Below are 21,040 nucleotides of genomic sequence, written 5' to 3'. Positions count from 1 at the left end.
CTCCCTTGAACGGGAGCTCTACTCGCCGTAGGGCACCCAGATGTTTTTCACTTCGGTCGCAGCCTGCAGGAAGCGGCGGGAATGGTCCACGCCCCAGTCAAATACCGTGGCGTTATTGACCCAGGTGCGTTTCAGGTTCCCGGCGGACGCCGTCTCGATCTGGGCCGACAGATCGGTGGACGAGAACGACCAGACCGCATCCACGTTCAGATGCGACGCCAGCGGTTTGGCCAGTTCCGCATGGCTGCCGGTCAGGATGTTGACCACGCCCGCCGGTACGTCTGAGGTTTCCAGGATTTGGTAGAAATCGGTGGCGGCCAGCGGATAGGGCTCGGACGCGGCCAGCACCACCCGATTGCCCATCGCAATCGCCGGGGCCAGGACCGACACCAGACCGAGCAGAGGTGCCTCATCCGCGCATAGCGCGCCGATCACACCGACCGGTTCTTTCATCGCAATCGCAACGCCCCGGATCGGGACGCCATGCACCTGACCGTCATATTTGTCGGCCCAGGCGGCGGCGGTGAACAGGCGCTGGATCGACGCCTCAACTTCTTTCGCGCCGCTTTTCTTGCCGGTCATGGCGTTGATACGGGCCACAAACTCATCCGCGCGGGCCGAAAGGTTTTCGCCAATGTAATACAGGATCTGAGCCCGCAGATGACCCGTTGTCTTGGACCACCCTTTGGCTCCCGCTGCAGCCTCAACCGCGTTACGCACATCTTTGCGGTTGGCGATGCCGACATGCCCCAACAGACCGGACTTGCCCCAGACCGGTTTCGAATAGCCACCGTCAGGCCGCGCCTGCTTGCCGCCGACATACATCTTGGCGGTGCGGTCAATCGGGTTGACCGGGGCACCTTCGCCCATCGCGGCTTCGACCTTGGCCAGCGGCTTGGCTTTGCCCTTGGGCTTGGTATAGGCCGCCAGACCTTCCCATCCGCCTTCGCGACCAAAGCCGCTTTCGCGCACGCCGCCAAATCCGGCGGCGGCGTCGAACAGGTTGGTGGCATTGACCCAGACCACGCCTGCGACCAGCTTGGGCGCGATGTCGAGTGCGAGGTTGACGTTCTCGGTCCAGACTGTCGCGGCCAGCCCGTAGCGGGTGTTGTTGGCCAATTCGACCGCCTCGGCGGGCGTGCGGAAGGTCGAGGACACCAGAACCGGGCCAAAGATTTCCTCCTGCATCAGCGGGTCCGAGGTTTCCAGACCTGAGATCAACGTCGGCGGATAGTAGCAACCGTTCTCGGGCAGCGCGCAGGCGGCCTGATAGACCTCGCCAACAGTGTTGCTGTCGACCATGCCCTTGATCGTCTGCAATTGGATCGGGTCGACAACCGCGCCTACGTCGATGCACTTGTCCAACGGATCGCCGATGCGCAAGCCATCCATCCGCGCACGCAGCTTGTCGTGGAACCGATCGGCGATGCCCTCTTGCACCAACAGGCGCGAGCCCGCGCAGCAGACCTGACCCTGATTGAACCAGATCGCATCCACCAGACCTTCGATGGCTGAATCGATATCGGCATCGTCAAACACGATGTATGCGGACTTGCCACCCAACTCTAACGTCAGTTCCTTGCCTGATCCGGCAGTCGCCTCGCGAATGCGCCGCCCAACGGCGGTTGATCCGGTAAAGGCGATCTTGTCCACATCGGCGTTCACGATCATCTCGCCCACTGCGCCGTCTCCGGTCACGATGTTGACCACGCCCTTCGGCAGCCCGGCCTGCGTGCAGATGTCAGCAAACAAAAGCGCGGTTAGTGAGGTATATTCTGCTGGTTTCAGAACCACCGTGTTGCCCATGGCCAGTGCAGGCGCAATCTTCCACGACAGCATCAGCAGCGGGAAATTCCAGGGGATGATCTGTCCGCACACGCCCAAGGACTGCGCGTCGGGCAGCTCAGATTCCATCAACTGCGCCATGCCCGCGTGATAATAGAAATGCCTCTGCGCCAACGGGATGTCGATATCGCGCGATTCACGGATCGGCTTGCCGTTGTCGAGGCTCTCCAGCACCGCAAACAGGCGAGAATGCTTCTGCAACAGCCGCGCAATGGCATAAAGATACCGCGCGCGACCCGCGCCGCCCAGCTTCTCCCATTCCGGTTGTGCCGCGCGCGCGGCTGCCACGGCAGCGTCCACGTCGGATTGCTTGGCCTGGCTCAGCTTGGCCAGAACCTCGCCGGTTGCCGGATTGCGGCTGTCAAAGCCCTTGGCCGGTTTGGTGAACGCGCCATCGATATAGTGCCCAAACTTGTCGCCCTGATCGACCAGCCAGGCCAAAGCCTCGGCGGCGCTCTCGGGTGCGGGGCCGTATTCCATGGTTTCGAAGATTTCTTTGACGGTCATAACTTCATCTTTTCCCAAATACTCACTGTCCGGACTTCACCACGGGCTTAGCCCATCGAATGCCTGTATCCGGCTGAGTAAGCTCCGGTTACAAAGTGTTCCAACTGCCGCTCGATATCGCCCAACAGTGAGGACGCGCCAAAGCGGAACAGGTCCGGCTGCAGCCAACGGTCGCCCAACTCATCCTTGATCAGTGACAGATAAACCAACGCATCCTTCGCCTTGGAAATCCCGCCTGCAGGCTTATAGCCTACCCGATACCCGGTGCGGTCATAATAGTCGCGGATCGCGCGGATCATCACCAGCGACACGGGCAGGGTGGCATTGACGCTTTCCTTGCCGGTCGAGGTTTTGATGAAATCCGCCCCCGCCATCATGCACACGGCCGAGGCGCGCGCGACGTTGCGCAGGCTGCCCAGTTCTCCGGTTGCCAGAATAGCTTTGACATGGGCCTCGCCACAGGCGACACGAAAGGCTTTCATCTCGTCATACAAAGCCTGCCAGTTGCCAGAAAGCACATGGCGGCGCGAGATGACGATGTCGATCTCTTCGGCGCCAGCCTTGACGCTTTCTTCAATCTCGGCCACGCGCAGATGGAACGGCGACAAACCGGCGGGGAAACCGGTCGACACAGCCGCGACCGGAATACCGGTGCCCTTCAGCGCCGCAACCGCGGTTTCGATCATGTCGTGATAGACGCAGACCGCGCCCGTCGTCATCGGCGGCATATCCAGCGCATTCAGCACCGAAGGGGCCACGGGCTGACGTGCCTTGGCGCACAAGCGGCGCACGCGGCCAACGGTGTCATCACCTGACAACGTGGTCAGGTCGATCATGGTGATCGCCTTGAGCAGCCACGCCGCCTGATAGTCCTTTTTGACCGATCGACGCCCGGGCAGGGTCGCCGCGCGGCGTTCAATGGCCGAGGTATTGGCCTGCACCGCGCGCACCCAATCCAGATCCAGCTCGGTTCCGGGGTTTCGGGGCTCGGTCACTTGCGGCAGATGCGCGGTGCGCACGGCGCTGTCTGAGCTCTGCGTATCCATCTGATGTGTCCTTTGGGAGGTTTGCGCCAAAATCGCACGGGTCGCCCGTAAATGGAAGGCAAACCCGTCCCTGTGCGGTAGTATTTTTACCATTTGGACAAATAATACATGTTTTCTTGCGAATAATTCTCAATAGCATTGACTATGTTGCGAATGGTTCGCATATTCATTCTCAACAGGACTCGGTTTTGGGGATCTCAAATGATTCGTCGCAGCTTTCTTGTAGCTCTCGCTTTCGCAGCATCCATGCCCTTCGCGGCATGGGCCGAGGCACCGCTGAAGGTGGTGGCAACCACCGGCATGATCGCGGACGCGGTGCGCCAAGTCGGCGGTGATGAGGTCGAGGTCAAAGGCCTGATGGGTCCGGGCGTTGATCCGCATTCCTATCGCCAGACGCGCACAGATATCGTCGCCATGACACGGGCGGATCTGGTGTTGTGGCACGGGCTCTACCTTGAAGCTCAGATGGAAGATTTCTTTCACGATCTGGAGCGTAAAAAGGCAGTGGTGGCTGTGGCCGAAGGGATCGACCCGGCCAAATTGCGGGGTCACGATGACTATGACGACAAGTTCGACCCTCATGTCTGGATGACGCCCGATCTGTGGCAGGACGTGGTGGTCGAAGTGCAGGCGGCACTGACCAACGCGCGCCCCGAGGCGGCGGATATGTTTGCAGCAAACGCGCAGGCCCATCTGGCCGAGATCGAAAAGTTGTCGGACTATGCAAAACAATCCCTGACACAGGTGCCTGAAGACAATCGTCTGCTGGTCACTGCCCATGACGCCTTCGGCTATTTCGGCGGCAGCTACGGGTTCGAAGTCATGGGCATCCAAGGCATCTCGACCCAATCCGAGGCCGGTTTGAACCGGATCGGCGAATTGGTGGATGTGCTTGTCGACCGCAATATTTCGGCGGTGTTCGTGGAAAGCTCGGTTTCGGACCGGTCGATCCGGGCGCTGATTGAAGGGGCAGCCGCCAAAGGCCATACGGTCAGCGTGGGCGGTGAGCTTTATTCCGATGCGATGGGCGAACCGGGCACCTATGAAGGCACATATATCGGGATGCTTGATCACAACATAACGGTGATTGCGGGGGCCCTGGGCGCGGACGTGCCGGGGCGCGGCATGAACGGCAAACTTTCGGCGGGGTTCTGAACCATGCTGGACCTGGTCACCGATCACGGCGTTGCTTTATCCGAGCAGGGGCTGGACAGCAGCCCCCTTGCCGTGCGTGGCCTGACGGTCTCGTACGGTGAAAAACCCGCCGTGTTTTCCATCGACATGACGGTGCAGCCCGGTGCGATGACGGCGATCATCGGACCGAACGGGGCGGGAAAATCCACGCTGCTCAAAGCTGCGTTGGGCATCCTGAAACCGCTGTCCGGGCAGGTCACAGTTTTTGGCCTTCCGCTTGACAGCCAGCGGGGCCGTGTCGCCTATGTCCCGCAGCGGGCCAGTGTGGACTGGGATTTCCCAACCCGCGTGATTGATGTTGTGCTGATGGGTCTGTCGCGTGAACTGGGCCTGCTGGGGCGCGTTCGCGCGCACCACCGGGCAAGAGCCGCAGAATCGCTGGCGCGCGTTGGAATGCAGGATTTTGCGGATCGTCAGATCGGGCAACTGTCCGGCGGTCAGCAGCAACGTGTCTTTTTGGCGCGCGCCCTGACCCAGGGCGCCGATCTGTATCTGCTGGATGAGCCCTTTGCAGGTGTCGACGCGGCCACGGAAAAAGCCATCATTGCGGTTCTGAAATCGCTGAAAGAGGCGGGCAAAACCGTTGTGGTTGTACATCATGATCTGGCAACGGTGACCGACTATTTCGATCATGTGTTCCTGATCAACACGCGCAAAGTCGCCGAAGGCCCGGTATCTCAGGTCTTTACGGCCGAGACGTTGCAACTGGCCTACGGAGGCCGACTGGCCACCGCCCAAATCGATCAGATTTCGCGGGCGCTGGGATAACTCATGCTTTGGGACGCGCTGAGCCTTCAGCTTGGCTATAACGCCACGCTGGTCGCCATTGGTGCGACATTATTGGGCATATCCGCTGGCGTGACCGGCACTTTCCTGTTCCTGCGCAAGCGTGCTTTGGTCAGCGATGCAATCAGCCATGCGACGCTACCAGGCGTGTGCCTGGCCTTTATGGTCCTTGTCGCGCTGGGCGGGGATGGTCGCAATCTGGCAGGCCTGCTTTTGGGCTCTGCCATGTCCGCAGGCGTGGGCCTGCTGTGCATGAACTGGCTGACCCGCCATACCCGGCTGGCCGAAGACGCCGCGATCGGGGCGGTTTTGTCCGTGTTCTTTGGGTTCGGCGTGGTGCTGTTGACCATCATCCAGACGATGGGCGTTGGTCGACAGGCGGGGCTTGAGGGTTTCTTGCTTGGCTCGACCGCGGGGATGCTGTGGGCGGATGCCATGATCATCGCCGTTGGCGGGGCGGCGACGTTGCTGCTGGTGATGATCATCCGCAGGCCGATGACCATGGTTGCGTTTGATCCCGAATACGCCGCGGCCCGTGGTTTGCCCGTCCATCGGATTGATCTTGCCATGATGGGTCTGGTTCTGGCCGTTACCGTGGTTGGCCTGAAAATCGTCGGTTTGATCCTGATTGTTGCCCTGCTGATCCTGCCGCCTGTTACAGCCAGATTTTGGACCCAGCGTTCAGACCAGGTTGTGCTGCTTGCAGGTGCGATTGGCGGGCTGGCCGGATACCTGGGCGCGGCTTTGTCGGCCTCGGCTCCGAACCTGCCGACCGGTCCGATCATCGTTCTGGTCAGCTTCGGGTTTTTTGCCCTGTCCATGCTGTTGGCGCCTGCGCGTGGGGTTTTGGCGGCGGTGTTGCGGCATCTCAGGTTCCAGCGCCGCGTCCATATCCGTCAGGGCCTGCTGGCCCTGGCGCAGGGGCAAAAGATCTATGAACCGCTGACACTGCGCCTGCTGCGGCGGGCCGATCTTGTGCGCGCGGATGGTGTGGCGACCGAGGCCGGCAAAGCGCGCGCCGCCAAGGCGCTGCGCGATGAGAAACGCTGGGAAATCGTTCGCTCCGATCAGTCGCACGAGGCAACAGCGGCGCTCTATGACGGGTTGCGCGATATCGAAACGGTCCTGACCCGCGACCAGATCGCTGAAATTGACCGCCGTATCGGTGGTCCGCAGGGGGTTGGCTCATGAGCGGTGAAGAATTTGTGCCCCTGTCCCTCACACCGCTGCTGATCGGCACCTTTGCTGCGATTGCCTGCGCGTTGCCAGGGAATTTTCTGGTGCTGCGCAAACAGGCGCTGATCGGGGACGCGATCAGCCACGTCGTTCTGCCCGGCATTGTTGTGGCCTTTCTGGTCACCGGGTCAATCTCGACCTGGCCCATGATGCTGGGTGCCGCTGGGGCGGCGATCCTGGCCGTTGTGCTGATCGAGGCGATCCGCCGACTGGGACAGATCGAACCGGGTGCGGCGATGGGTGTTGTGTTCACCACCATGTTTGCGGCCGGAGTGCTGCTGTTGGAACAAACAGATACCTCGACCGTGCATCTGGACGTTGAACATGCGCTCTATGGCAATCTCGAAAGCCTGATCTGGCTGGATGCCACTGGTTGGGGTTCGGTCCTGGATCCGGTGGCTTTGGCGGGGCTGCCGCCGGAACTGCCGCGCATTGCGGTCACCATGGCTGGCGTTTCGCTGTTCACCTGGCTGTTTTGGCGACCCCTGAAAATCTCAACCTTTGACGAAGGCTTTGCCCGCACAATCGGCATCCGCACCGGGGCGCTTGGGATCGTTTTGGTTATCATGGCCGCCATTGCCGCCGTTGCCGCCTTTGATGCGGTGGGCTCGATCATCGTGATTGCTATGTTCATCTGCCCGCCCGCCGCGGCAAGGATGATGACAAACCGGCTGGAGGCGCAGATCGCGTGGAGCATTCTGTTTGCCGCGTTTTCGGCGGTGGCAGGCTATGTGCTGGCCGGGTACGGGCCCTTATGGCTGGGCCGGAACGATGCGGTCAGTGCCGCTGGGATGATCGCCACCCTGTCCGGCCTTGTTCTGGCCGTCTGTGCCGTTTTTGGCCCCTGCCGGACCCGTGGCGGAGCGCCCGTTCAGGGCTAGCAAGCGTATTCATGCCAAGCTGTCCTCGGCGGTTTCGGCTGAACTTTGCCGCACGGAAACAATAAGGGATTCTTAAGGCGATTTATTCCTTGTCTCGTGCTATATGTTCTTCAATTGTTAAACGACGACCACCACTCACTTCGAATTGCCCGGCCAGTTGAACCAACCGTAATCGACCCCCTTGACGGAATGTTCACTTGGTCGGGCAAATTCATTTTTCCCCACAGTTTCCCCTTTGGTGCCGCATTCAAACCAGTGGTAGAATCGTAGGTGCCTGTGCTAGGTCTTGGGGTATGGCACAAGCAAACCCCAACATCCGCGCGAATCCTCCGGTGATCCGGCAGCTTGATGATGCCGCGATCAACCGCATCGCCGCTGGCGAAGTGGTCGAGCGACCGGCCTCAGCCGTCAAGGAACTGGTTGAAAACGCCATCGATGCAGGGGCCTCGCGGATCGCCATCGACATCGCTGACGGAGGTAAGACGCTGATTCGCGTCACGGATGACGGGTGTGGCATCTCTGCATCGGAATTGCCTCTGGCGCTGTCCCGGCACGCAACATCCAAGATCGACGGGTCGGATTTGTTGAACATCCACACCTTCGGATTTCGGGGTGAGGCCCTGCCATCCCTCGGGGCCGTCGGGCGGTTGACGATCACCAGCCGGGTGCCCGGGTCAGATGCCGCGACCATCCAGGTGGATGGCGGAAATATGGGCGCGGTGAAACCCGCGGCCCTGCGCGCGGGCACGGTGGTTGAACTGCGCGATCTGTTCTTTGCGACGCCTGCGCGGTTGAAATTCATGCGCACCGACCGGGCCGAGGCGCAGGCCATCACCGATACGGTCAAGCGTCTGGCCATGGCGGAACCGGCTGTCACCTTTTCCCTGCGCGACGTCTCGGGCGGGGGTGAGGGCCGTGTGACCTTCCGCGCGGATCGCGAAAACGGCGATCTGTTCGATGCCTTGCACGCCCGGTTGGCGCGGGTGATTGGCCGCGAATTTGCCGAGAACGCGTTGCGGATCGACGCCACACGCGATGGGATCCGCCTGTTCGGTTACGCAGCGTTGCCGACCTATTCTCGTGGTGCAGCCGTCGCGCAGTACCTGTTCGTCAATGGACGCCCGGTACGTGACAAGATGCTGACCGGCGCCTTGCGGGCCGCCTATTTCGACTTTCTCAGCCGTGATCGCCATCCGGCGGCGGCGCTGTTTATCGACTGTGATCCAACGCTGGTGGATGTGAACGTCCATCCCGCCAAGTCCGAGGTTCGGTTTTGCGACCCCGGCGTTGCACGTGGCCTGATCGTCTCAAGCTTACGGCACGCGTTGGCCGAGGCCGGACATCGCGCCTCGTCGACCGTGGCCCATGCCACATTAGGTGCGATGCGACCCGAGGCGGTGCAACTCGCCCAGCCGACCCCGGCACGCGTCTATCAGATGGATCGCCCCTCGGTTGCGGCGCGGCACGCGGCTTATCAGGCGCAAGCGCCCGGATTTGCCGAACTGTCGCGGGATTACAGCGGCAGCGTCATTGACCCCGCGCCTGTCACGCCGGCGCCCGAAGACCCCGCCCCGCAAGACCTGCCCCTGGGTGCTGCGCGTGGGCAGGTGCATGAGAATTACATCATCGCGCAAACCGCCGACGGCATGGTGATCGTGGATCAGCACGCCGCGCATGAGCGTCTGGTTTACGAGAAACTCAAAACCCAGATGGCCGCAAACGGCGTGGCCGCGCAGGCGCTTTTGATCCCCGAGATTGTAGAATTGTCCGAAACCGACTGCGCCCGCCTGATGGCGGTCGCCGATGACTTGTCACGTCTTGGCCTGACACTGGAACCTTTTGGCGGCGGAGCCATCGCTGTACGCGAGACCCCGGCCATTCTGGGCGAGGTCGACGCCCGGGCGATGGTTTTGGATATTCTGGATGAACTGGCCGATCAGGGCGAAAGCCAGATGGTGCAAGCAAAGATCGAGGCGATCCTCAGCCGCGTGGCCTGCCATGGCTCTGTCCGGTCGGGCCGCCGGATGCGGGCCGAAGAAATGAACGCCTTGCTGCGCGAAATGGAGGCAACGCCCCATTCCGGTCAATGCAATCATGGACGTCCAACGTACGTAGAACTCAAGCTCGCTGATATCGAACGTCTGTTCGGGCGGAGTTGAACCAAACGCCCTGTCGGGCCATGTAGAATAAAACAAGAACATCCGAGGCGATATGATCGAGATTTCTGGAACCCAATACGCACTGAACGACCCGTTGATCCTGATCGCGGGCGGGGTTGTGACGCTGATCCTGTTGCTTTTGTTCCTGTCCTTGCGCGCGTCCCAACGCTCGGCCCAAATGGCCGAGCCCTTGGCACGGCAGATGGCGCATCTGGGCCAGCACGTGCAGCAATTGGGGCAGGGACAAGACCAGTTGCGCGGCGGGTTGCAGCATGTGTCGGATACGCAGGCCAACGCGCAGGTGCAAGTGATCCAGACGGTAGAATCCCGCCTGTCCTCGGTGCAGCAGCAGATGAATGACCGGCTGGCGGATAACGCAATGAAATCCGCCCGCGCGCTGGCTGAGATGCAAGAGCGGATGAAAGAAACCCTGCATGGGTCATCGAAACAAACCGCGACCTCGCTGACGCAATTGCAGGAGCGGCTGGCCGCCATCGACAAGGCGCAGGACAATATCACCAAGCTGTCCGGCGATGTTCTGAGCCTGCAGGACATTCTGTCGAACAAGCAGCGGCGGGGGATGTTCGGTGAGATTCAGCTGAACGATATCGTCTCCAAGGCGTTGCCCGCCGACAGCTATTCGCTGCAGGCCACGTTGTCGAATGGCAAACGGGCAGATTGCCTGATCCACCTGCCCAACCCGCCCGGCCCCATCGTCATCGACGCCAAATTCCCGCTGGAGGATTTCGAAGCATTGGCCGCAGCGGAGACCCGCGAAGAGGTTGAAAAATGTCTACGCGCCTTCGGCGCGGCGGTGAAGGTGCATATCAAGGCGATCTCCGAGAAGTATATTCTGGACGGCGAAACCGCCGACGGTGCGCTGATGTTTGTTCCGTCCGAGGCGATCTATGCCGAGCTGCACGCGCGCCTGCCGGATGTGGTGCGTGAGGGGTTCGCCGCCCGGGTCTGGATCGTGTCGCCCACGACCTGCATGGCCACGCTCAACACCATGCGCGCCATCCTGAAAGACGCACGGATGCGGGAACAGGCGGGCGCGATCCGCAAGGAACTAACCGCCTTACATAAAGACGTTAACCGACTTGGTGATCGTGTAACCAACCTTGACCGGCATTTCGGGCAGGCGGCCAAGGATATATCCGAAATCAAGATCAGCGCCGAAAAGGCGGGTCGCCGGGCGCAGCGTCTGGACAATTTCGATTTCGAAGAACTGGCCCCGGACGAACACACCAACGTCGTGCCGCTGGGCAAATCCGAAGGCTGAACGCTACTGAATTGACAGGTCCAGATTGTACCCGACAGTCTTGCCGGTATCGCGATCATTGCCCATCAGGTAGACGCGGATCGTGTAGTTCCCATCCTCGGACAAGTCGATCCGGGCCGTGTTGCCGTCAATGGACCCGTTATAAATCGCGACCCCGTCACTGCCGGGCGGCAGGATGTTGAAATAGATCACCCCATTGCCATTGGTGCCACTGACCTTGAGGTCGGCAAACATCTCTTGCCCGGCTTTGGCGCCCAGGGTGTAGTCGAAGTATTCGTTGCCAGAGATGGTGCCATTCACCATCGTTCCGAAATTGCCGGGCTGGAACTTCACCTCGGCCGACATTTGCGCGAAGGCCCCTGTGCCTAGCGGCAGAAGCAAAATCCCAAGAAGTGCTGCTTTGATCATGATCACCCACGTGGTTTGAACCCCGGTCAGTGTATCACGGTTCCTGACGGCGCTTTAGATTCGAAGAAAGGGCTGAAACAACCGGGGCATCAGCTTGTTGAATTTCAGCGGCGCGTCGGTGACCGCAAGGCAAATGCAGTCATCCGTGATATCCGCCGTGGGCGTGTGGTGCAGATGTTCATCTGCAATCTCGACATCGCCACGGGCGAAGCGATCCACCTCATCCGAGAACGACCCTTTCAGCACCATGGTCAGTTCCATGCCGTTGTGGCTGTGATCCGGAACCGCTGTACCTGCGGGGATAAACAGCAGACGGGCTGTCGCCTCTTTCGTGGTTGGAAGAATGGCTTGCTTTACACCCATCCCAATGGGTTTCCAGCGGATCGCATCGACATCACCGCCGACATAATCCTGCAGAGGACCGGGCAGGACCGAGCACGAAGTCTGCGTCGGCTTGCGCACTGGTTCGCTCTGCGCGATCAGGGCCATTGTCGCGGCCAGTGAGTCCTCGCTCAGGGACGCCGCGGCTGCCTGTTCTTCCAGCACATGACCACCCACGGCGTCAAAGCTTTCAGCCCGCGCCCGGCAGTGATCACACAGCGACAGGTGCGTGGCGACCATCAGGTCGAACGCTTCGGGCAGGGTGCCGGTGGCATAGGCCATCAGCAGGTCGTCCGTCAGGTGATGTTTGATCTCGTTGCTCATCATCGTCATCTCAGTTCATCGCATGGCGCAAGCGGTCCAGCGCCAGCCGTATCCGTGATTTGATCGTGCCCAGCGGCAATCCGGTCTGAGATGCAATCTCTCGATGGCTCAGATCTCCGAAATACGCTTTCTCGATCAGCTGTCTTTGCGCCTCTGGCAACGCTTTCAAAGCGTCCCGCAGCTGCGCGGTTTCCTGTTGCAGCGCAATGACGTCCGCCTGCTCGGGCTCGGCCTCAGGTCCCCAACCCAAATCTTCGGGTTCGGGACGGCGTTGCTTGCGCAGCACGTCGATGCGCTTGTTCCGGGCGATGGTAAACACCCAGGTCGCCACCGTGGCACGGGACGGATCGAACAGATGCGCCTTGTGCCACAAGGTCGCCATCACCTCTTGCGCGCATTCCTCGGCCATGGTGGCGTCGGATCCGGATTTCATCAGGAACGCTTTGATCCGGGGGGCGAAATGCTGGAACAGTTCGGCAAAGGCCGCCTGATCCTTGTCGTCCCGGATGCGCCTGACATGCAGAACCCACGCCTGCCGTGCATCGCAATTGTCATTCGATCCGTTCACCGGTTTGCCCCTGACACGTTTCCTGGCAGAAAGCAGAGGCGCCACAACCGTATCGTGCGATGGTGCGTCCAGCGTCGCGGTATCAGGTTCGGTAAACATATACCCATTACGCGGGATCCCCCAAATCGGATCACTTTCATTGGTTGTTTTAATCCGGTCTGCGCTAAATATCGTAAGGACTGACAGAGGAATGCAAGGAAAATTGCGCCCTCAGAACAGTTTAGGGCCACCATCGGCAAAAAGGCGCAACGAATTTGCTGGATCACATTGCAGGGCATACCTTTCACGGGCGCAAGGGTGCGATTGAAAACGCCTTTCGATATTCCATTGACTATATCCTCTTTGACCCCGAGGTGCAGGCAAAGACGCCTTTACTGTTTTCGTTCAACCGGGCGAATGTGACCAATTGGCGGGATCGGGATCATGGCGGTGCACCCGGCAAAGGGGAAGGTGCCGCGTGGCTGCGCGCACGCCTGGATGAGCTGGGCGTGGCGCAACCCGCGCGGCTGGAGCTGCTGACACAGCCCCGCGTGCTTGGCCATGTGTTCAATCCGGTCAGTTTTTGGTTCTGCTTTGACAGCGCGGATCAATTGGTTGCCGTGGTCGCTGAGGTCACCAACACCTATGGCACGCGCCACAGCTATCTGTGTCACAAACCGGATTGGTCGCCGATCGAACCGACCGACCGTATCGTGGCGGACAAGTTGATGCATGTCTCACCGTTCCAGAAGATCGAAGGCAGCTATACGTTCCGTTTTGATTACCGACAGGACCGGGTTGGCGTCTGGATCGATTATAGCCGTGAAGAGGGCGGGCTGATCGCGACCCTGACCGGTCCGCGCGCCTCGCTCAGCAACCGGGCGATACTGTGGGCGCTGGTCCGACGACCCTTTGGTGCGCGCCGGGCCTTTGCGCTGATCCTTTGGCAGGCCGTTATTCTGGCGCTCAAAAAGGCCCGGTTCACGCCGTTTCGAACCGCGCCGGTTCCGCCAGATCCGGTGTCCCGGTCACGGCAGCAATGATTGCGCTGTTTGCGTGAGATCAAAGACGATCCCCTTCTTGCGCGGTTTGAATGACCCTGAAACCGCGAACACGAAGGAGAGGGTCAGATGCTGGAGATTTCTGCCAGAAAAGTTGCTCAGGTGGCCATGATGGGGCGCGAACTGGGTCGCGCCGAGGGCGAATTGCGCGCCTTCATCGACCGTATGAGCGAGGACGAGCAAGCCGAACTGGTTGCCATCATGTGGATCGGGCGCGAAAGCTTTTTTGCCGAGGATCTGCCCGAGGCCATCGCAACCGCCAAGGCCGAGGCCTCGACCCCCTGCGCCGATTACATGATCGGGACGCCGCATATGTCGGATCACCTTGAAAACGGTCTGGATGCGATGGGCATTTCTGCCGAGGATGTAGAAAACGACCTGATGTGAGCCGGGACGGCAGTTGACCTTAGGTTAACGCGTCTTAATGCAACGCTGTGCCAGCGTTAAGGATGAGTTCCTTTATCTGAACTGTAACCAAACCAAGGTGAACAGTTTTTTGGAGGAACAAGTCATGGAATATACGCATACCGCAACACCGTATCGCGGCTTCTTTGCCGGGTTGTTTTCGAACTATGCCGAGGCGCGGGTCGAACAATTCCGCAAACAGCTTTTTGCCAAAACCGTGCGTCAGCTTGAAGGCCTGAGTGACAAGCAACTCAACGACATTGGCGTGCCGCGTGCCGAGATCAGGCAACGTGCCCATCAGAGCGTCTACGAACACGCTTCGTTGGGCGCTTAACGCGCCGTCCGAGACATTGTAACCCCTGAAGAGGAGGCGACGACCATGTTTGACGCAGAACCAATTATCGGAGCCGGCACCAACAACAGCACGCTTTTGCTGTTTGATCGGGCCATGCAAATGCGTGCAATCAGCGCCGATGTCGTGAATGCCGCGCAAGAGCTGAACCGGTTGTCAGACCACGAACTGTCCGAGCTGGGCATCAACCGCATCGACGTCGAAGCGGTTATAGCGCAGTATATCTGAAACAACGAATTGCGGGTCAGACCTTCGGTTTGGCCCGCAAAGTGCCAGATGCCCACCCGCACCCATTTACTTGTTCGGCGTGAGTGTCTTAGATGCAACCAGAAGTATAAAACTGGTTGCTTTTAATGTCTTTGAATTCCTCTGATCCCGCGCCAAAGCGTAAATCACCCATTGCCCGCTGGCTGCTGGCGTTTACGATCCTTGCGATCTGCGCGGTCTTGTTTCTGGGTCAGAAACACAAGGAAATGGTCCTTACATGCAACGGGGTCGATGCCACGCCGCAAGAGGCCTTGCAGGCTTGTGATTTCCTTCTGACCTGGACGGCCAAAGAACCCTCGACCCGATCGCTGTTGCACCGGCATAAATTGCGGGCTTTCATACGCGAGCAGAAATTGGACGACGCTTTGGTTCAGGCTGATCTGGCCATCGCAGAGGACCCGGAAAGCCCTGTTCCCTGGCAATGGAAAGCAACCGTTTTCATAAAGTCCGAAAACTACTTGGATGCTCTGACAGCAATTGATCAGTCGCTGGTTGTGGACCCCGACAATAAGTACTCCTTACGAACCAAGTACAAACTTCTCACGGAACTGGAGCTATATGAAGTCATAGACGAGTTGGTTAGTCAGGATTGGGCCAAAGGCAAAATTGCAGTTCTGTTGCCGGGTGACAGTGTTAAAGAAGTAACCTGGAACCCATCACGATTTCCTAAAAGTCACGCAGCGTTCTTGAAAATCACCTTAAAACTTAGAGACGATCTGGTCGACGATTTACATAACTCAGAATATCGATGGAGATATGGCTATCATTGCATGCTTTTGGCTGAAAACTGCCCTCCATTGTTGCCTGACAAACGTGGGTCCTACCCAATCCTCGAATGCGATGATGTAATTGAAGACTATTCCCGGGAAAGGCCCGTAGAAGTCGAGCGCATTCTAAAGAACACAGAATATCAGACGCTGCGTGATCTAATCGATTCCGACACTCAGCTTGCCACGCGCTACATTTCAGGGGAATACATTTCGACGTTTGGCGGTTGGTTCCCCCTCTCTGACAGTCAAGCGATTCCATCGGACTTGCCCAGACGGTTAATTCAAACTCACAAATTGTTTGACTGTGTATCTGGAGGCGAATTCATCTATTTTGAATTATCGGAAGAAGAAAAAGAGGATTATGAGCAGATAGGAATAGCGCCGATGGAAAAAGAGGAATTTGAGCGGTTAGCAGAGAAGCAATTCAACATGGCGGTTCGCTTAAACCTGCTGGACTTGGCCCATGTCTACGCAAATTGAGCTCCGACCGGGGCAAAGCCCGGTCGTCACCCGAAATTCAAACCGTGTGATCCACCACCTGCAAATGCTGCGCCAGAATGTCGATCTGGCCCATCCAGTCCTGCACCAGTTTCGGATCGCTGGGGGCTGCGTGAACACCGGCCGGGATTGCGCGGTTCAGGACGGCCTCGACAGCCAGTGAGACGGGGACCGAGACCAGCCGCGCCATCGCCGTACCGCGCGCGTCGCCCCAGGCGTCCATGACATAGGTTTTGTGCCAAACCGGGATACCGTCGCGCTCGGCCTTCAACCCCACGCACAGAACCACGCGGTCGGGTTCGCCTTCGTCATAGGCGTTCTCGGCCCAGAACTGATCGGACATTTCCTTAAGGCGCGCTTCGCCTTCGGGGCCTGAGAGAGTTTCGATCTCGGTGAAAACATCCGCCCACGCATCCGCCCAGCCGTTCAGGCGCAGGGTGCCGCGGACGAATTCCTTGACGGTCCAGTGATCCTCGAACTGGTATTCGGCCATAAAAGGCAGCGAGTCGCGGTTCGGGTAGACCTCAAAGCTTTCGGGCGTGGGCAGCGGCGCGATATAGCTGCTGATTGCGTCCCACGGGCGAGCGACGTCCAGCGGGGCGTAGTCGCGGATGGATTTCGACGGGGACCGTAGCGCTTTCAGCACGCCCAAAGGCGACCAGCTGAATTTGTACCGGAACGGGTTGGGGTTCTTGGGGATGCCGCCGCAATAAGAGATGAAGCTCAGGTGGTTTTGCGGATCGAACGCGTCCGATGCCCGGTAGTCGGCGACCAGCGCATGTGCCATCAGGTGGTCGATGCCCGGGTCCAACCCGACCTCGTTGACCAGTGCAACACCGGCCTCGCGCGCGGCATCATCCAATGCGCGCATCTCGGGCGCGATATAAGAGGACGAGACGAAATTAGCTTGTTTCGAAATGGCAAGTTCTGCCAGCGGAACGTGCCAGTCGCCCGGCAGCATCGACACGATCACATCGCCCTTTTCCAGCACCGCACCCAGCGCGTCGATGTCAAAGACGCGGATGTCGTCGGTCAGGTCCCCGACCTCGGCTTTTGCCTTTTCAATGGTTCGGTTCCAGACAGTGACGTTGTGGCCGCCTTCAATCAGGCGGCGCAGGCCGGGGATGGCCGACAGGCCGGTGCCACACCAGTGAATTGTCATCGCTCAGATCCCTTCAATATGTGATTTGTAAGTTGCTTCCGCCCGGCCCCAGACGCCGCTGTCCAGATTTGTCAGGGTCAGCAGCGAGGGCAGCAATTGCGCGGCATAGTCCTGCGAGCTTTCGACCGGCAGCATGGATGGCAGGTTGTCGATGGCCATCACGTCCATCACCGGATCACTGGCGACGCGCAGGGCGGGAGCGTCCCAAGTGGTGGCACGGTCATAGACCGGCACGGGGTTATAGTCGCTGTCCGGGTCGCAGGCCACATCGCCGATCGCGGTCAGTTTGCGCGGCGCGGTCAGCGCCTCGCGCGGGACGAAGACCGGCGTTCCGGGGCGGGCGAAGATGCAGTTCAGGAACAGGTCATGGTTCAGGATTTCCGGGAAAGGCCCGCCGCTGGCAGTTTCGTCCATGTCCCATTTGGTGACGGCGACGCCCATGGCCTGACACATGTCAGCCGCACCCGTGCCCACGCGCCCCAAAGCGCCGATAACGATAGCGGTCGGGCGGTTGCCAGTGGCGTCCAGTTCAGCCAGCAATTCGGCGTTCAGCGCGTCTTTGTTTGGGTAGACGCCGACTGGGGGGCATTCCTGGCCGCGCTGCTGCGCGGCCCATGTTTTCAGTGTCACTGCCGCGCCCGCGTAACCGGCCCAATAGCCGAAGGCGGCGACGCGCCGGCCATCTGGATCGACCAGATACTCCAGATCATACAGCGTGCCACCGCCCGCCTTGAAGCGTTCCAGCAGCGCGCGCCCGGAATGCTGACCCTTATAGGCATGGCCGAACATGATGTGGCGATGGGGCAGGGGAGTGCCGTCCTCGGGCAGTTCTTTCAGGCCAAAGATGATCGCGTCCTGCGGCGCGTCAGGCCACGCGTTCTCAGCCGCAATCTCACACCCGGCGTTTCTGTAGCCGTCCAGCGGGATGGCGCGGACGGAACTGTCCTCGACCGTCACGCGGATACCTGCGGCGATCAGGGCGGCGGCACCTTCGGGGGTCAGCCCGACCCGTTCCTCGTTCGGGCGCTGTTCTGCCCGGACCCAGAGATGTGTCATGTCAGTTCCTTTGCGTCAGAGCATTCCGGCGGCGCGCACCGCCTGAACCGAGGCGCGTGCCTCCATCGCGTCGCGGAAGGCGAGGATCTTGGGAAAGGCCGAGACATCCACGCCGTCCCCTTCCAGCCAGCTGCACACCACATAGAGGTAAGCATCGGCCAGCGAGAACGCATCACCCAGTATAAATGGCCCGCGCAGCCCGTTTGAAACGATGTAGTTGCAAGAGGCGGTCATGGTCTGCGCGACCTTGCCCTGCATATCCTTCCAGCTGGATTTCTTGTCGGCCCAGCGGGCACCGCGTATCTTGTGGGCATGGTTCACATGCATGGTCGAAGCAAGGTAATACATCACCTCGCGCATCCGAGCGGCCATCACCGGATCATCGGGCACAAGACCCGCATCCGGCGCAAGGGACGCAACATAATCCAGCAACGCGCCGGTCTCGGTCAGGATGCCGCCGTCAACGATCAGGGCAGGAACGCGGCCCTTTGGGTTGATCTGCCGATAGGCGGGTTTGGTCTGTTCGCCCCCGGCGAAGTCCAGCTTGATCGCCTCGTATTCCAGCCCGGCTTCTTCCAAAGCAATCGCAATAGCGACCGAGATCGTGCGCGGGGCGTAGTAAAGCTGCATCGGGGTCTCCTTACAGATGGGTCTGCGCGAATTGCCGGTCGGGGGCTTCCAGATGGGGCACTGCGTTGAACAAAACCGGGCTGAGATGTGCCCCAATCGGGTGCAGACGATGCATCGACGTGTTCATGATGGCAAGGGCCACGCGGGCCATCGACGGGATATCCAGACCCATCGCCTGCCGCACCACCATCGAGATCAGCCCGCCCGACGTCACAACTATGGCTGGCCCACCCTGGGTCCCGATATCATGCAGCGCCTCGCGAACACGGGTTTCAAACGCTTCGAACGTCTCGGGTGCGCCCTCAAGCGCGCCATCGGCCCAGGCGGCAAAGGTCTTTGGCAGATGCTCGACAAAACCCTCTCGGTCGGTCGGGATCGCAACACCATGCTGTTCTTCGAAGAGCTGCGCGAGCGTGAAGTATTCGATCTCGTTCAAACGGGCATCGCGGACCGGTTCGCTCAGCCCCATGCTGGCGGCGGTTTCGGAATGGCGGGTCAGGGTGCCGCAATAGGTCCGGGTATAGTGGTTGCGGGTATCGCGCAGATGTGCGCCCAGCCACCGCGCCTGCTGATGCCCCAGATCGCTGAGCTTGTCATAACTGATCTCGTCGCGCGCCGCAGTGTTGGCCTGCCCGTGGCGCACCAATGTGATATGTGACATGTCCGTCCCTCTTGCGGGGCAGTCTTAGGGCAGGTTCGGGGCCGGGGCCAGAGGGGTTTGGTGGATCGGTGGAAAAATCCTCGTCACGCCGCGGTTTGCCGCTATGGTCCCCCCCAAGGATTGAATGAGGGGTAAAGGCATGGCTGTCGATCACACGCGTTTTCTGGCCGGTCTGCATAAACTGCGGTCATTTGGGGCCTCTGGCGTGGGCAAAGGCGTTGTTCGCCCCGCTTTTTCCGACGCAGATATCGCCGCGCGCAAGTGGTTGGCCGACCGTATGGCGCAGGCCGGGCTGACCCCGCATTTCGATCCGGTTGGCAACCTGTTTGGGCTAGCCGATGGGCCGTCGCTTCTGATGGGCTCGCATTCCGACAGCCAGCTCGAAGGCGGCTGGCTGGACGGCGCGTTGGGCGTAATTGCCGCCTTAGAAATCGCGCGCGCCAGTGACCGACCGATCTCGGTCGTCAGTTTTCAGGACGAAGAAGGGCGGTTCGGTACCCTGACAGGATCGACGATCTGGTCGGGCGGACGGTCGCTGGATGAGGCCGATCAGTTGCTTGATGACGCTGGCATTCCGTTTGAGGCAGCGCGCGCATCTATGCGGGGCTTGGCGCAGGATTTCGTGGACCCCAGTCGGTTCACCGGTTTTATCGAGATGCATATCGAGCAGGGCCCCGCCCTTGACGAATCGGGTGAGCAGATTGGTGTGGTCACCGATATCGTCGGTATTCGCGACCGCACCATCACTCTGACAGGTCAGCAGAACCACGCCGGTACGACACCCATGCATCTGCGCCGCGATGCGTTTCAGGCGTTGTCGCAGTTCAACACGCGTCTCAATGACCGGCTGCGCAATGTGGTGGCACCGCAAACCGTCTGGACCATCGGGCGCGTCGATCTTCATCCCAACGCATCGTCCATCGTTCCCGGACGGGTCCAGTTCTCGATGCAGTGGCGCGACGGCGATGCCGACCGGCTGAAGCGGATGGAGGATATCATCCAGACAACGGTTGAAGAGGTGGCTCGTGAACAGGGTATGTTCTTGGAAATGGGCCATTTGTTCGGCATCGAGCCCGTTGCGATGGACCCGACCCTGCGCGGCGCGCTGGAATCTGGGGCCGAGGCAGTCGCACCGGGTAACTGGTGCAGGATGCCGTCGGGTGCGTTGCACGATGCCTCCAACGTTTCGCGTCTGATGCCGGTTGCGATGGTATTCGTGCCCTCGATCAATGGCATCAGCCATGATTTTGCCGAGGACACGTCCGAGGAGGATCTGATTGCCGGTCTGCAGGTGCTGGAGCGCGCGGTCGAAATCGCCTGAACATTGACTTTCACGATCTTGAGTGTTGCCCCGCGAAAAAAAGTTTCCTATAGGAAATTCGAAACGTATGCACCCGTATGCCGACGGGATGGAATCAAGTAGATCGTTGCAAAATGCTCTGCTTTCTTCAGACTGACGGCATGCTGCAGATAGACTTGCGAAAGGTATCCGTCATGACCTCACTTAGTCGCACTCCACTTTATGCTTTGCATGTTGAGTTGGGAGGTAAGTTGGTTGATTTTGCGGGCTGGGAGATGCCTG

21 protein-coding genes are annotated in these 21,040 nt (G+C 59.9%); 12 read left to right on the top strand and 9 right to left on the bottom strand.

Features of this window, described 5'->3' with window-relative positions; all coding sequences use genetic code 11:
• Positions 1–18: 18 nt before the first annotated feature.
• Complete coding sequence (locus tag ACR0AG_RS14070; RefSeq protein WP_480839914.1) at positions 19–2,352, bottom strand: aldehyde dehydrogenase family protein; 2,334 nt, start codon at positions 2,350–2,352, stop codon at positions 19–21.
• Positions 2,353–2,399: 47 nt separating this feature from the next.
• Entirely contained in the window at positions 2,400–3,398 is a 999-nt protein-coding gene (deoC, locus tag ACR0AG_RS14065) for a deoxyribose-phosphate aldolase (protein ID WP_480839912.1), read from the bottom strand.
• Positions 3,399–3,599: 201 nt separating this feature from the next.
• Between deoC and ACR0AG_RS14060 the strand changes: the two genes are divergently transcribed.
• From ACR0AG_RS14060 to ACR0AG_RS14035, 6 genes are all read left to right on the top strand, one after another.
• Positions 3,600–4,553 (top strand): metal ABC transporter solute-binding protein, Zn/Mn family, encoded by a 954-nt coding sequence (locus ACR0AG_RS14060; RefSeq protein WP_480839910.1) that lies wholly within the window; start codon positions 3,600–3,602, stop codon positions 4,551–4,553.
• Positions 4,554–4,556: 3 nt separating this feature from the next.
• On the top strand, positions 4,557–5,360 hold the full coding sequence (locus tag ACR0AG_RS14055) for a metal ABC transporter ATP-binding protein (protein WP_480839908.1): 804 nt from the start codon (positions 4,557–4,559) through the stop codon (positions 5,358–5,360).
• Positions 5,361–5,363: 3 nt separating this feature from the next.
• Positions 5,364–6,569 (top strand): metal ABC transporter permease, encoded by a 1,206-nt coding sequence (locus ACR0AG_RS14050; RefSeq protein ID WP_480839906.1) that lies wholly within the window; start codon positions 5,364–5,366, stop codon positions 6,567–6,569.
• Positions 6,566–7,495 carry a metal ABC transporter permease gene (locus ACR0AG_RS14045; RefSeq protein WP_480839904.1) on the top strand — a complete coding sequence of 310 codons (930 nt, stop codon included), beginning with the start codon at positions 6,566–6,568 and terminating at the stop codon, positions 7,493–7,495. Before ACR0AG_RS14050 ends, ACR0AG_RS14045 begins: the two co-directional genes overlap by 4 nt.
• Positions 7,496–7,788: 293 nt before the next feature.
• The gene (gene mutL / locus ACR0AG_RS14040; protein WP_480839901.1) at positions 7,789–9,654 is read left to right on the top strand and encodes a DNA mismatch repair endonuclease MutL; all 1,866 of its coding nucleotides are present in this window, start codon (positions 7,789–7,791) and stop codon (positions 9,652–9,654) included.
• A gap of 52 nt (positions 9,655–9,706) precedes the next feature.
• Entirely contained in the window at positions 9,707–10,936 is a 1,230-nt protein-coding gene (locus ACR0AG_RS14035) for a DNA recombination protein RmuC (RefSeq protein WP_480839899.1), read from the top strand.
• Between the two features lie 3 nt (positions 10,937–10,939).
• Here ACR0AG_RS14035 and ACR0AG_RS14030 read toward each other — a convergent pair whose 3' ends face one another.
• The 3 genes from ACR0AG_RS14030 to ACR0AG_RS14020 are packed head-to-tail and all read right to left on the bottom strand — an operon-like array spanning position 10,940 to position 12,716.
• Positions 10,940–11,344 carry a hypothetical protein gene (locus ACR0AG_RS14030; RefSeq protein WP_480839898.1) on the bottom strand — a complete coding sequence of 135 codons (405 nt, stop codon included), beginning with the start codon at positions 11,342–11,344 and terminating at the stop codon, positions 10,940–10,942.
• A gap of 54 nt (positions 11,345–11,398) precedes the next feature.
• Positions 11,399–12,049, bottom strand: coding sequence for a ChrR family anti-sigma-E factor (locus ACR0AG_RS14025; protein ID WP_480839895.1), 651 nt, complete (start codon positions 12,047–12,049; stop codon positions 11,399–11,401).
• A 10-nt stretch (positions 12,050–12,059) separates the two neighbouring features.
• The gene (locus ACR0AG_RS14020) at positions 12,060–12,716 is read right to left on the bottom strand and encodes a sigma-70 family RNA polymerase sigma factor (RefSeq protein WP_480839893.1); all 657 of its coding nucleotides are present in this window, start codon (positions 12,714–12,716) and stop codon (positions 12,060–12,062) included.
• A gap of 155 nt (positions 12,717–12,871) precedes the next feature.
• Here ACR0AG_RS14020 and ACR0AG_RS14015 point away from each other — a divergent pair, with 155 nt between their 5' ends.
• From ACR0AG_RS14015 to ACR0AG_RS13995, 5 genes are all read left to right on the top strand, one after another.
• A complete protein-coding gene (locus tag ACR0AG_RS14015) occupies positions 12,872–13,639 on the top strand; it encodes a DUF1365 domain-containing protein (RefSeq protein ID WP_480839891.1) in 768 nt (255 codons plus the stop codon).
• A gap of 87 nt (positions 13,640–13,726) precedes the next feature.
• The gene (locus ACR0AG_RS14010) at positions 13,727–14,044 is read left to right on the top strand and encodes a DUF3775 domain-containing protein (RefSeq protein ID WP_480839889.1); all 318 of its coding nucleotides are present in this window, start codon (positions 13,727–13,729) and stop codon (positions 14,042–14,044) included.
• A gap of 124 nt (positions 14,045–14,168) precedes the next feature.
• Positions 14,169–14,396 carry a DUF1127 domain-containing protein gene (locus ACR0AG_RS14005; RefSeq protein ID WP_480839887.1) on the top strand — a complete coding sequence of 76 codons (228 nt, stop codon included), beginning with the start codon at positions 14,169–14,171 and terminating at the stop codon, positions 14,394–14,396.
• A gap of 45 nt (positions 14,397–14,441) precedes the next feature.
• Positions 14,442–14,642 (top strand): DUF1127 domain-containing protein, encoded by a 201-nt coding sequence (locus ACR0AG_RS14000; protein ID WP_480839885.1) that lies wholly within the window; start codon positions 14,442–14,444, stop codon positions 14,640–14,642.
• 125 nt (positions 14,643–14,767) lie between these two features.
• Positions 14,768–15,931, top strand: coding sequence for a tetratricopeptide repeat protein (locus tag ACR0AG_RS13995; RefSeq protein ID WP_480839883.1), 1,164 nt, complete (start codon positions 14,768–14,770; stop codon positions 15,929–15,931).
• A 37-nt stretch (positions 15,932–15,968) separates the two neighbouring features.
• On the opposite strand, the gene ACR0AG_RS13990 is transcribed toward ACR0AG_RS13995, so the two are convergent.
• The 4 genes from ACR0AG_RS13990 to ACR0AG_RS13975 are packed head-to-tail and all read right to left on the bottom strand — an operon-like array spanning position 15,969 to position 19,458.
• Positions 15,969–17,111, bottom strand: coding sequence for a saccharopine dehydrogenase family protein (locus tag ACR0AG_RS13990; protein ID WP_480839880.1), 1,143 nt, complete (start codon positions 17,109–17,111; stop codon positions 15,969–15,971).
• 3 nt (positions 17,112–17,114) lie between these two features.
• Positions 17,115–18,167: a saccharopine dehydrogenase gene (locus ACR0AG_RS13985; RefSeq protein WP_480839878.1), complete on the bottom strand. Its 1,053-nt coding sequence runs from the start codon at positions 18,165–18,167 to the stop codon at positions 17,115–17,117.
• A 15-nt stretch (positions 18,168–18,182) separates the two neighbouring features.
• Positions 18,183–18,797 (bottom strand): glutathione S-transferase family protein, encoded by a 615-nt coding sequence (locus ACR0AG_RS13980; RefSeq protein ID WP_480839876.1) that lies wholly within the window; start codon positions 18,795–18,797, stop codon positions 18,183–18,185.
• Positions 18,798–18,807: 10 nt separating this feature from the next.
• Complete coding sequence (locus ACR0AG_RS13975; protein ID WP_480839874.1) at positions 18,808–19,458, bottom strand: histidine phosphatase family protein; 651 nt, start codon at positions 19,456–19,458, stop codon at positions 18,808–18,810.
• 139 nt (positions 19,459–19,597) lie between these two features.
• Here ACR0AG_RS13975 and ACR0AG_RS13970 point away from each other — a divergent pair, with 139 nt between their 5' ends.
• Positions 19,598–20,779, top strand: coding sequence for a Zn-dependent hydrolase (locus ACR0AG_RS13970; RefSeq protein WP_480839872.1), 1,182 nt, complete (start codon positions 19,598–19,600; stop codon positions 20,777–20,779).
• Positions 20,780–21,040 lie beyond the last annotated feature (261 nt).

The sequence above is a fragment of the Ruegeria sp. H6 genome (genome assembly GCF_056532975.1).
The sequence above is the reverse complement of the archived record's forward strand: the minus strand, read 5'-3'. Positions and strand labels throughout refer to the sequence as shown.

Bases quoted from the DNA above. Each gene is read 5' to 3' on its own strand.
- ACR0AG_RS14070 (WP_480839914.1), bottom strand. From the start codon at position 2,352: ATGACCGTCAAAGAAATCTTCGAAACCATGGAATACGGCCCCGCACCC.
- deoC (WP_480839912.1), bottom strand. From the start codon at position 3,398: ATGGATACGCAGAGCTCAGACAGCGCCGTGCGCACCGCGCATCTGCCG.
- ACR0AG_RS14060 (WP_480839910.1), top strand. From the start codon at position 3,600: ATGATTCGTCGCAGCTTTCTTGTAGCTCTCGCTTTCGCAGCATCCATG.
- ACR0AG_RS14055 (WP_480839908.1), top strand. From the start codon at position 4,557: ATGCTGGACCTGGTCACCGATCACGGCGTTGCTTTATCCGAGCAGGGG.
- ACR0AG_RS14050 (WP_480839906.1), top strand. From the start codon at position 5,364: ATGCTTTGGGACGCGCTGAGCCTTCAGCTTGGCTATAACGCCACGCTG.
- ACR0AG_RS14045 (WP_480839904.1), top strand. From the start codon at position 6,566: ATGAGCGGTGAAGAATTTGTGCCCCTGTCCCTCACACCGCTGCTGATC.
- mutL (WP_480839901.1), top strand. From the start codon at position 7,789: ATGGCACAAGCAAACCCCAACATCCGCGCGAATCCTCCGGTGATCCGG.
- ACR0AG_RS14035 (WP_480839899.1), top strand. From the start codon at position 9,707: ATGATCGAGATTTCTGGAACCCAATACGCACTGAACGACCCGTTGATC.
- ACR0AG_RS14030 (WP_480839898.1), bottom strand. From the start codon at position 11,344: ATGATCAAAGCAGCACTTCTTGGGATTTTGCTTCTGCCGCTAGGCACA.
- ACR0AG_RS14025 (WP_480839895.1), bottom strand. From the start codon at position 12,049: ATGAGCAACGAGATCAAACATCACCTGACGGACGACCTGCTGATGGCC.
- ACR0AG_RS14020 (WP_480839893.1), bottom strand. From the start codon at position 12,716: ATGTTTACCGAACCTGATACCGCGACGCTGGACGCACCATCGCACGAT.
- ACR0AG_RS14010 (WP_480839889.1), top strand. From the start codon at position 13,727: ATGCTGGAGATTTCTGCCAGAAAAGTTGCTCAGGTGGCCATGATGGGG.
- ACR0AG_RS14005 (WP_480839887.1), top strand. From the start codon at position 14,169: ATGGAATATACGCATACCGCAACACCGTATCGCGGCTTCTTTGCCGGG.
- ACR0AG_RS14000 (WP_480839885.1), top strand. From the start codon at position 14,442: ATGTTTGACGCAGAACCAATTATCGGAGCCGGCACCAACAACAGCACG.
- ACR0AG_RS13995 (WP_480839883.1), top strand. From the start codon at position 14,768: ATGTCTTTGAATTCCTCTGATCCCGCGCCAAAGCGTAAATCACCCATT.
- ACR0AG_RS13990 (WP_480839880.1), bottom strand. From the start codon at position 17,111: ATGACAATTCACTGGTGTGGCACCGGCCTGTCGGCCATCCCCGGCCTG.
- ACR0AG_RS13985 (WP_480839878.1), bottom strand. From the start codon at position 18,167: ATGACACATCTCTGGGTCCGGGCAGAACAGCGCCCGAACGAGGAACGG.
- ACR0AG_RS13980 (WP_480839876.1), bottom strand. From the start codon at position 18,797: ATGCAGCTTTACTACGCCCCGCGCACGATCTCGGTCGCTATTGCGATT.
- ACR0AG_RS13975 (WP_480839874.1), bottom strand. From the start codon at position 19,458: ATGTCACATATCACATTGGTGCGCCACGGGCAGGCCAACACTGCGGCG.
- ACR0AG_RS13970 (WP_480839872.1), top strand. From the start codon at position 19,598: ATGGCTGTCGATCACACGCGTTTTCTGGCCGGTCTGCATAAACTGCGG.